6 protein-coding genes are annotated in these 7,930 nt (G+C 64.9%); 5 read left to right on the top strand and 1 reads right to left on the bottom strand.

The window, feature by feature from the left end:
* The first annotated feature begins 581 nt into the window (after positions 1 to 581).
* Genes ACPUER_RS35455 through ACPUER_RS35440 form a run of 4 tightly spaced genes read left to right on the top strand, consistent with a single transcriptional unit; the run spans position 582 to position 6,202 of the window.
* Positions 582 to 2,198, top strand: a complete 1,617-nt coding sequence (locus ACPUER_RS35455; RefSeq protein WP_425133413.1) for a tryptophan halogenase family protein — start codon at positions 582 to 584, stop codon at positions 2,196 to 2,198.
* The gene (locus tag ACPUER_RS35450) at positions 2,198 to 3,283 is read left to right on the top strand and encodes a monodechloroaminopyrrolnitrin synthase PrnB family protein (RefSeq protein WP_425133412.1); all 1,086 of its coding nucleotides are present in this window, start codon (positions 2,198 to 2,200) and stop codon (positions 3,281 to 3,283) included. The genes ACPUER_RS35455 and ACPUER_RS35450 overlap by 1 nt, the downstream gene beginning before the upstream one ends.
* A gap of 44 nt (positions 3,284 to 3,327) precedes the next feature.
* Positions 3,328 to 5,028: an NAD(P)/FAD-dependent oxidoreductase gene (locus ACPUER_RS35445; protein ID WP_175959182.1), complete on the top strand. Its 1,701-nt coding sequence runs from the start codon at positions 3,328 to 3,330 to the stop codon at positions 5,026 to 5,028.
* A gap of 25 nt (positions 5,029 to 5,053) precedes the next feature.
* The gene (locus ACPUER_RS35440) at positions 5,054 to 6,202 is read left to right on the top strand and encodes a Rieske 2Fe-2S domain-containing protein (protein WP_425133411.1); all 1,149 of its coding nucleotides are present in this window, start codon (positions 5,054 to 5,056) and stop codon (positions 6,200 to 6,202) included.
* Here the strand turns inward: ACPUER_RS35440 and ACPUER_RS35435 are convergent.
* Positions 6,199 to 6,381 (bottom strand): hypothetical protein, encoded by a 183-nt coding sequence (locus ACPUER_RS35435; RefSeq protein WP_425133410.1) that lies wholly within the window; start codon positions 6,379 to 6,381, stop codon positions 6,199 to 6,201. The two genes, ACPUER_RS35440 and ACPUER_RS35435, sit on opposite strands and share 4 nt — an antisense overlap.
* Positions 6,382 to 6,583: 202 nt before the next feature.
* On the opposite strand from ACPUER_RS35435, the gene ACPUER_RS35430 reads away from it, so the two are divergent.
* Entirely contained in the window at positions 6,584 to 7,828 is a 1,245-nt protein-coding gene (locus tag ACPUER_RS35430) for a cation:proton antiporter (RefSeq protein ID WP_425133409.1), read from the top strand.
* Positions 7,829 to 7,930: the final 102 nt, after the last annotated feature.

Genomic DNA, 7,930 nt, shown 5'->3' with positions numbered 1-7,930 from the left:
CGAGCGCCGCCTCGATATTCATGCCGCTTTGCTTGCTCTGGCTGCCGCCGTCATCTGCTCTAGATTCGTGGATGACTTGTGTTAGCGACTCCCAATCGGTGAGATTTTTACCTTGTAACCATACGCTTTGGAAAAATAGGCGACGGTCATCCATCCCGCGCTTCCTCCGCCCGCAATCAGGATGCTTTTCACCAAATTCCACATAATCCCTCATGTGACCAAAATTGAACTGTTTAGCTCGGCGGCACAATCCGACTTTCCATTGCCGTTTTTATTGGGATTTATGCGGCCCAAGCTAACGTAGTTGTCCACGGCCACTGCAACAATAGGGATTATTTAATAAACAAGCGCCATTCATCAAATTGCTCAAAAAATAAAAAACTCCAATATGAAATTATTTCCTTTCGGCACGTATAGTTTTCCGATTTGGGATGGATAAATTAAATGTGGCGGATAAAAAATCAAAATCCTGTCAAATATATCAGTTTGATTTAAGCAATCGCCAGCCTATTCTGGGTGCCGATTAATTGGCCACCCTCTCAGAAGTCCATTCGGTTTTTAAATCCCATGGGAAGCGTGTCATGAGCAATCCGATCAAGAATATCGTCATCGTGGGCGGCGGCACCGCGGGCTGGATGGCCGCCTCGTACCTCGTCCGGGCGCTCCAACAGCAGGCGAACATTACGCTCATCGAGTCTGCGGCGATCCCCCGGATCGGCGTGGGCGAGGCGACCATCCCGAGTTTGCAGAAGGTGTTCTTCGACTTCCTCGGGATACCGGAGCGGGAGTGGATGCCCCAGGTGAACGGCGCGTTCAAGGCCGCCATCAAGTTCGTGAACTGGAGGAAGTCTCCCGACCACTCGCGCGACGATTACTTCTACCATTTGTTCGGCAGCGTGCCGAACTGCGACGGCGTGCCGCTTACCCACTACTGGCTGCGCAAGCGCGAACAGGGCTTCCAGCAGCCGATGGAGTACGCGTGCTACCCGCAGCCCGGGGCGCTCGACGGCAAGCTGGCACCGTGCCTGGCCGACGGCACCCGCCAGATGTCCCACGCGTGGCACTTCGACGCGCACCTGGTGGCCGATTTCCTGAAGCGCTGGGCCGTCGAACGCGGGGTGAAGCGCGTGGTCGACGAGGTCGTGGACGTTCACCTGAACGAGCGCGGCTACATCTCCAGCCTGTCCACGAAGGAGGGGCGCACGCTTGAGGCGGACCTGTTCATCGACTGCTCCGGCATGCGGGGGCTCCTGATCAACCAGGCCCTGAAGGAACCCTTCATCGACATGTCCGACTACCTGCTGTGCGACAGCGCGGTCGCCAGCGCCGTGCCCAACGACGACGCGCGCGACGGGATCGAGCCGTACACCTCCGCGATCGCCATGAACTCGGGGTGGACCTGGAAGATTCCGATGCTGGGCCGGTTCGGCAGCGGCTACGTCTTCTCGAGCAAGTTCACGTCGCGCGACCAGGCCACCGCCGACTTCCTCGACCTGTGGGGCCTCTCGGACAAGCAGCCGCTCAACCAGATCAAGTTCCGGGTTGGGCGCAACAGGCGGGCGTGGGTCAATAACTGCGTCTCTATCGGGCTGTCGTCATGCTTTTTGGAGCCCCTGGAATCGACGGGAATCTACTTCATCTACGCGGCGCTCTACCAGCTCGTGAAGCACTTCCCCGACACCTCGTTCGACCCGCGGTTGACCGACGCATTCAACGCTGAGATCGTCTACATGTTCGACGACTGCCGGGATTTCGTCCAGGCGCACTATTTCACCACGTCGCGCGAAGACACGCCGTTCTGGCTCGCGAACCGGCACGACCTGCGGCTCTCGGACGCCATCAAGGAGAAGGTCGAACGTTACAAGGCGGGGCTGCCGCTGACCACCACGTCGTTCGACGATTCCACGTACTACGAGACCTTCGACTACGAATTCAAGAACTTCTGGTTGAACGGAAACTACTACTGCATTTTTGCCGGCTTGGGGCTGCTGCCCGACCGGTCGCTGCCGCTCTTGCGGCACCGGCCGGAGTCGATCGATAAGGCCGAGGCGATGTTCGCCCGCATCCGGCGCGAGGCCGAGCGTCTGCGGACGAGCCTGCCGACGAACTACGGCTACCTGCGGTCGCTGCGTGAGGGCGACGCGGGGCTGTCTCGCAGCCAGCCCGGGCCGACGCTCGCGACGCCGGAGGTCCTGTAGTGGAAAGCGCCCTGGACCCGGTATGCACATTCGCGGCCACGCACGCCGAGGTGGCAGCCTGCGATCCGCTGCAGGCGAGGGCGCTCGTCCTGCAACTGCCGGGCCTGAATCGCAGGAAGGACGTGCCCGGCATCGTCGGCCTGTTGCGCGAGTTCCTCCCGGCGCGCGGTGTGCCCGCCGGCTGGGGCTTCGTCGAAGCCGCAGCCGCGATGCGGGACATCGGGTTCTTCCTGGGGTCGCTCAAGCGGCACGGACACGAGCCCGTGGACGCAGTGCCCGGGCTCGAGCCGGTGTTGCTCGACCTGGCGCGTGTGACCGACCTGCCGCCGCGCGAGACGCTCCTGCATGTGACGGTCTGGAACCCCGCAGCGGCCGACGCGCAGCGGAGCTACACCGGGCTCCGCGACGAAGCGCACCTGCTCGAGAGCGTGCGCATCTCGATGGCGTCCCTCGAGGCGGCCATCGCGTTGACCGTCGAGCTGTCCGACGTGCCCCTGCGGTCGCCCGCGTTCGAGCAAGGGTGCGTCGAGCTGGCGGCCTATCTTCAGAAAATGGTCGAATCGATCGTTTACGCCTACCGCTTCATCTCGCCGCAAGTCTTCTACGACGAGCTCCGCCCCTACTACGATCCGATTCGAGTCGGGGGGCAGAGCTACCTCGGCCCCGGCGCCGTAGAAATGCCCCTCTTCGTGCTGGAGCACGTCCTGTGGGGCTCGCAATCGGACCACCCGGCTTATCGAGAATTCAAGGAGACGTACCTGCCCTATGTGCTTCCCGCGTTCAGGGAGGTCTACGCCCGGTTCGCCGGGGGGCCGGCGCTCGTCGACCGCGCGCTCGACGAGGCGCAAGCGGCCCGCGTGCGGGGCGAGCCCGTCGGGGCCGGGCTGGCGGCCCTCGAGCGGGTCTTCGAGGTCCTGCTGCACTTCCGGGCGCCTCACCTCAAGTTGGCGGAGCGGACGTACGAAGCCGGGCGAAGCGGCCCCACGATCGGCAGCGGGGGATACGCGCCCAGCATGCTCGGCGATCTACTCACGCTCACGCGGGCCGCGCGGTCCCGCCTCCGCGCCGCGCTCGACGAATCCTGACGCGCGCGGCCATGTGTTCCATCTCACAAGGAGAGATTGCCCCCATGACTCAGAAGAGCCCCGCGAACGGGCGCGATAGCAACCACTTCGACGTGATCATCCTCGGCTCGGGCATGTCCGGCACCCAGATGGGGGCCATCCTGGCCAAACAACAGTTTCGCGTGCTGATCATCGAGGAGTCGTCGCACCCGCGGTTCACGATCGGCGAATCGTCGATCCCCGAGACGTCTCTTATGAACCGCATCATCGCCGATCGCTACGGCATTCCGGAGCTCGACCACATCACGTCGTTCTATGCGACGCAGCGTTACGTCGCGTCGAGCACGGGCATCAAGCGCAATTTCGGCTTCGTGTTCCACAAGCCCGGCCAGGAGCACGACCCGAAGGAGTTCACGCAGTGCGTCATTCCCGAGCTGCCGTGGGGGCCGGAGAGCCATTATTACCGGCAAGACGTCGACGCCTACCTGTTGCAAGCCGCCATCAAATACGGATGCACGGTCCGCCAGAAGACGAACGTGACCGAATACCACGCCGACAAGGACGGCGTCGCGGTGACTACCGCCCAGGGCGAACTGTTCACCGGCCGGTACATGATCGACTGCGGGGGCCCCCGCGCGCCGCTCGCGACCAAGTTCGGGCTCCGCGAAGAGCCGTGTCGCTTCAAGACGCACTCGCGCAGCCTCTACACGCACATGCTCGGGGTCAAGCCGTTCGACGACATCTTCAAGGTCAAGGGGCAGCGCTGGCGCTGGCACGAGGGGACCTTGCACCACATGTTCGAGGGCGGCTGGCTCTGGGTGATTCCGTTCAACAACCACCCGCGGTCGACCAACAACCTGGTGAGCGTCGGCCTGCAGCTCGACCCGCGTGTCTACCCGAAAACGGACATCTCCGCGCAGCAGGAATTCGACGAGTTCCTCGCGCGGTTCCCGAGCATCGGGGCGCAGTTCCGGGACGCCGTGCCGGTGCGCGACTGGGTCAAGACCGACCGCCTGCAGTTCTCGTCGAGCGCCTGCGTCGGCGATCGCTACTGCCTGATGCTGCACGCGAACGGGTTCATCGACCCGCTCTTTTCCCGGGGGCTCGAGAACACCGCGGTGACCATCCACGCGCTCGCGGCGCGCCTCATCAAGGCGCTGCGCGACGACGACTTCTCCCCCGAGCGCTTCGAGTACATCGAGCGCCTGCAGCAGAAGCTTTTGGACCACAACGACGACTTCGTCAGCTGCTGCTACACGGCGTTCAAGGACTTCCGGCTGTGGGACGCGTTCCACAGGCTGTGGGCGGTCGGCACGATCCTCGGGCAGTTCCGGCTCGTGCAAGCCCACGCGCGGTTCCGCGCGTCGCGCGACGAGGGCGACCTCGATCACCTCGACAACGATCCCCCGTACCTCGGGTACCTGTGCGCGGACATGGAGGAGTACTACCAGTTGTTCAACGACGCCAAGGCCGAGGTCGAGGCCGTGAGCGCCGGGCGCAAGCCGGCCGAGGAGGCCGCGGCGCGGATTCACGCCCTCATCGACGAACGAGAGTTCGCCAGGCCGATGTTCGGCTTCGGGTACTGCATCACGGGGGACAAGCCGCAGCTCAACAACTCGAAGTACAGCCTGCTGCCGGCGATGAAGCTGATGTACTGGACGCAAACCAGCGCGCCGGCAGAGGTGAAAAAGTACTTCGACTACAACCCGATGTTCGCGCTGCTCAAGGCGTACATCACGACCCGCATCGGCCTGGCGCTGAAGTAATCGACCGACGACCACACAAAAAACGATGGACGACATTCAATTCGATCAACCGAGCGTCAAGGAGCAACCCCAGGCGGCGTACGACGCGACCACGCGCGTGGCCGCGAGCTGGTACGTCGCGATGCGCTCGGACGACCTCAAGGACAAGCCGACGGAGTTGACGCTGTTCGGCCGTCCGTGCGTGGCGTGGCGCGGCGCGACGGGGCGGGCCGTGGTGATGGACCGCCACTGCTCGCACCTCGGCGCGAACCTGGCCGACGGGCAGATCAAGGACGGGTGCATCCAGTGCCCGTTTCACCACTGGCGCTACGACGAGCAGGGCCAGTGCGTTCACATCCCCGGCCACAGCCCGGAGGTGCGCCGGCTGGAGCCCGTCCCGCGCGGGGCGCGCCAGCCGACGTTGGTCACCGCCGAGCGGTACGGCTACGTGTGGGTCTGGTACGGCTCCCCGCAGCCGCTGCACCCGCTTCCCGAAATCGCCGCGGCCGACGTCGACAACGGCGACTTCATGCACCTGCACTTCGCGTTCGAGACGACGACGGCGGTCTTGCGGATCGTCGAGAACTTCTACGACGCGCAGCACGCGACCCCCGTCCACGCGCTCCCGGTCTCGGCCTTCGAGCTCAAGCTCTTCGACGATTGGCGCCCGTGGCCGGAGGTCGAGTCGCTGGCCCGGGCGGGCGCGTGGTTCGGCGCCGGGATCGACTTCACCGTGGACCGGTACTTCGGGCCCCTCGGCATGCTGTCGCGCGCGCTCGGCATGGACATGTCGCAGATGAACCTGCACTTCGACGGCTACCCGGGCGGGTGCGTCATGACGGTCGCCCTGGACGGCGACGTCAAATACAAGCTGCTCCAGTGCGTGACGCCGGTGAGCGACGGCAAGAACGTCATGCACATGCTCATCTCGATCAAGAAGGTGGGCGGCGCCCTGCGTCGCGCGACCGACTACGTGCTGTTCGGGCTGCAGACCAAACAGGCCGCGGGGTACGACGTCAAAATCTGGAACGGGATGAAGCCGGACGGCGGCGGCGCGTACAGCAGGTACGACAAGCTCGTGCTCAAGTACCGCGCGTTCTACCGGGGCTGGGTCGACCGCGTCGCCGAGGCGACCGCTCAACCGCTCGACCGCGCCGCCGCGAGTGAGCGGCAATGCGTGAGTCGGCAGCCCTAGCCGGGCCGGTCTCGGCCGCATCGTTCCGTCAGGCGCTCGCGAACCTGGCGAGCCTGGGTAGGGGGGCACGGACGCACGACGGCGTTGTCGGCGCCGAGCGCTTCGGCGTCAGCGTTCTCGAAGAGCGTCAGGCGTGGATCGCCGAGCGGTTCGCGCGCCCCGCCGTCGATCAGCTCCATGCCTCGTTTCGATGACGCCATTCTTCGCTTCGCGATTCAGGGGTCTGGGGAGCAATGGAGCAGGGAAGGCAGTTGAGGTAAGCGGCTCGGCGCGACGAGTACGTGAACCACACTGCAGCCGGCTCCGTCGAGCTCGAACGGCTGTCACCCGCTTGTCCGTCTTCCGCGTTTTTGCGTCGGTCGCCCTTTCCTGAGGCATTTCATGACTATCTGGCTGCTACAACTCGTGGTCGTGATCGGACTCTGCAACGTTTGCGGCCGCATTGCCGAACGGCTCGGCCAGTGCGCGGTCGTCGGAGAGATCGCGGCCGGCCTGCTGCTCGGGCCTTCGCTGTTCGGCGTCATCGCACCTGATTTCTACGATGTGCTGTTCGGCCCGCGTGCGCCGTCGGGAATGGCGCAAGTCAGCGAGGTCGGTCTGGTGTTGCTGATGTTTCAGGTCGGTCTGCACATGGAGCTCGGCGTCACGCTGCGCGGCAGCCGGTGGCGCGTGCCGGTTGCGATTGCGGCAGGCGGCCTGTTCGTGCCGGCCGCGATCGGCATGATCGTGGCGGTCGTGTCGAAGGGGACGCTCGCCAGCGATGCACCGGCGTTGCAGTACGTGCTGTTTTGCGGCGTCGCGCTCGCGGTATCGGCGGTGCCGGTCATGGCGCGCATTGTCGATGACCTGACGCTCGGCGCGATGGCGGGCGCGAGGCATGCGATGTCTGCCGCGATACTCACCGACGCGCTCGGCTGGATGCTGCTTGCGGCAATCGCATCGTTGTCGAGCGGGCCGGGCTGGGCATTCGCGCGCATGCTCGTCAGCCTGCTCGTCTATCTGGCACTGAGCGCGCTGCTGGTGCGCTTCGTGGTCCGCCCGGCGCTCGCGCGGCTCGCATCGACGGCGCATGCCTCGCGCGACCGGCTGGCAGTATTGTTCTGCTTCGTGATGGCGTCGGCGCTGACGACCTCGATGATCGGGTTCCACAGCGCATTCGGCGCGCTTGCCGCGGCGCTGTTCGTGCGGCGTGTGCCGGGCGTCGCGAAGGATTGGCACGATAGCGTCGAGGGCTTCGTCAAGCTGGTGCTGATGCCGGTGTTCTTTGCCCATGCGGGGCTGCATGCGTCGGTAGGGACGATCGACGACGCGACTTCATGGCTGTGGTTCGGGGTGTTTTTCGCGGGCGGGTTCGTCGGCAAGTTCGGCGGCAGCTATCTGGGTGCGCGCGCCACCGGGCTTGCGCCGCACGACGCGATGCTGGTGGGCTCGTTGATGAATACGCGCGGATTGATGGAGCTGATCGTGCTATCGATCGGTCTGCAGATGCAGATTCTTCCGGCGCGTGTTTACACGATTCTCGTCGTGTTCGCGCTGGCGACGACGGCGCTGACCGCGCCGCTCGTCAGGTTTACGCTGCGCATGCAATCGCGCTCGACGCCGGCGATTTCGGTCGCCGGCAAGTGAGGCGGGGGGGGGGGGGGGGGGGGGGGGGGGGGGGGGGGGGGGGGGGGGGGGGGGGGGGGGGCGGGGCCGGCGCCCGCGGGGGGGGGTATTTTCATTTTTTTT

This window comes from Burkholderia sp. DN3021 (assembly GCF_049805555.1).
Taxonomy (GTDB): Bacteria; Pseudomonadota; Gammaproteobacteria; order Burkholderiales; family Burkholderiaceae; genus Burkholderia; species Burkholderia pyrrocinia_C.
This window is presented reverse-complemented; position numbering and strand designations above follow the sequence as displayed.